At 44.9% G+C, this 2500-nt stretch carries 2 rRNA genes and 1 pseudogene (1 of these 3 cut by a window edge); all 3 read right to left on the bottom strand.

What is annotated here, in order from left to right:
* Positions 1-229, bottom strand: a pseudogene (locus ABD690_RS13420) (hypothetical protein); the annotation flags it as partial.
* Between the two features lie 133 nt (positions 230-362).
* Positions 363-470 (bottom strand): 5S ribosomal RNA (gene rrf / locus ABD690_RS13425).
* A gap of 117 nt (positions 471-587) precedes the next feature.
* Positions 588-2500 (bottom strand): 23S ribosomal RNA (locus ABD690_RS13430); it runs 908 nt beyond the window's last position.

Consider the following 2500-nt stretch of genomic DNA (forward strand, 5'->3'; position numbering starts at 1 on the left):
TATCATCTTCAGCGCAAGAATTTCTAGATTTAATAGTAAGGTCAACGCTATAGTTTTCATTATAATCTAAAATAGCGTTATAAAAGTCAAAGATATGTCTAAAGTGTTTACCTAAATTAGAATAAAAAGGCGGTATAGTATCGTTACAAAAATCGCTTTTATCTACGACATTCAATATGATATTCGATTTTAAAAGTGTATTTATACAAGCCTCTATTACTACATGCATATATTTATAGATTCAATATTTCTCTAATATAAAATAAATATAGTGATTAGTCAATATTACATCGAGACCTTACAAACAAAAAAGGAAATTATGTAAAATAAAAAACCCTTCCATTAAAAATGAAAGGGTTCAAAAAAGGCGACGACCTACTCTCCCACAAATGCAGTACCATCGGCGCTAACGGGCTTAACTACTCTGTTCGGAATGGTAAGAGGTGAGCCCCGTCGCTATAACCACCTTAAGTTATAGCTGATGTGATATTAATTATCACTTTCAGCGTCACATTTACATGTGACAAATATTTTAACATATTGAAAAAAATTACATGAATATAATTTGTACTCTAAAAAAACAGGCGTACAATAAGCCTATGGGTTATTAGTACTACTCGGCTATGACATTACTGCCTTTACACCTGTAGCCTATCAACGTGGTCATCTCCCACGACCCTTTAAAGAAATCTCATCTTGTGGTGGGTTTCGCGCTTATATGCTTTCAGCGCTTATCCCTTCCGAACGTAGCTACCCAGCAATGCTCCTGGCGGAACAACTGGTACACCAGAGGTTCGTCCAACTCGGTCCTCTCGTACTAGAGTCAGATCCACTCAAATTTCTAACGCCCACAGTAGATAGAGACCGAACTGTCTCACGACGTTCTGAACCCAGCTCGCGTGCCACTTTAATGGGCGAACAGCCCAACCCTTGGGACCTTCTCCAGCCCCAGGATGTGACGAGCCGACATCGAGGTGCCAAACCCCCCCGTCGATGTGAGCTCTTGGGGGAGATCAGCCTGTTATCCCCGGAGTACCTTTTATCCTTTGAGCGATGGCCCTTCCATGCGGAACCACCGGATCACTATGCTCTACTTTCGTACCTGATCGACCTGTATGTCTCTCAGTCAAGCTCCCTTATGCCATTGCACTCTACGCACGGTTACCAAGCGTGCTGAGGGAACCTTTAGAAGCCTCCGTTACTCTTTTGGAGGCGACCACCCCAGTCAAACTACCCACCAAGCACTGTCCCTTCTAGTGAAGGTTAGACTCTAGATAAGCAAAGGGTGGTATTTCAACAATGACTCCACAACACCTGGCGATGCTGTTTCAAAGTCTCCCACCTATCCTACACATTACTTATCCAAAGCCAATACTAAGCTATAGTAAAGGTTCACGGGGTCTTTTCGTCCCACTGCGGGTAATCGGCATCTTCACCGATACTACAATTTCACCGAGCTCATGGCTGAGACAGTGTCCAGATCGTTGCACCATTCGTGCAGGTCGGAACTTACCCGACAAGGAATTTCGCTACCTTAGGACCGTTATAGTTACGGCCGCCGTTTACTGGGGCTTCATTTCATTGCTTCGCCGAAGCTAACAACTCCACTTAACCTTCCAGCACCGGGCAGGTGTCAGGCCATATACATCATCTTTCGATTTAGCATAGCCCTGTGTTTTTGATAAACAGTCGCCTGGACCTTTTCACTGCGGCCCTACCGAAGTAGGGCGACCTTTCTCCCGAAGTTACAGGTCTATTTTGCCTAGTTCCTTAGCCATGAATCTCTCGAGCTCCTTAGAATTCTCATCCCAACTACCTGTGTCGGTTTAGGGTACGGGCTGCTTCACTTGCTTTTCTTGGAAGTCGATTTGCTGGATTATCACCGCAGCCGTAGCTTTAGTGTACTATCGGAGTGTTACCACTTCCTTCAACGTACTATTCCGTCAGTACGCACCAACTTTTCGCCTCCGTCACGTTTAGTGTGAGCAGGTACAGGAATATTAACCTGTTGTCCATCCACTACCCCTTTCGGGTTCGCGTTAGGTCCCGACTAACCCTCAGCTGATTAGCATAGCTGAGGAAACCTTAGTCTTTCGGAGTGCGGGTTTCTCGCCCGCATTATCGTTACTTATGCCTACATTTTCTTTTGTAGCTTCTCCAGCAAGCCTCACGACTCACCTTCAACGACACTACAATGCTCCCCTACCACTTTTTCAAGTCCATAGCTTCGGTAGTATGTTTATGCCCGATTATTATCCATGCCGAACCGCTCGACTAGTGAGCTGTTACGCACTCTTTAAATGAATGGCTGCTTCCAAGCCAACATCCTAGCTGTCTAAGCAGTTCAACCTCGTTTATTCAACTTAACATACATTTGGGGACCTTAGCTGATGGTCTGGGTTCTTTCCCTCTCGGACATGGACCTTAGCACCCATGCCCTCACTGCTGATGAACATTTTATAGCATTCGGAGTTTGTCAGGAATTGGTAGGCGGTGAAGC

It is taken from the genome of Corallibacter vietnamensis (assembly GCF_039537875.1).
Classification (GTDB): domain Bacteria; phylum Bacteroidota; class Bacteroidia; order Flavobacteriales; family Flavobacteriaceae; genus Corallibacter; species Corallibacter vietnamensis.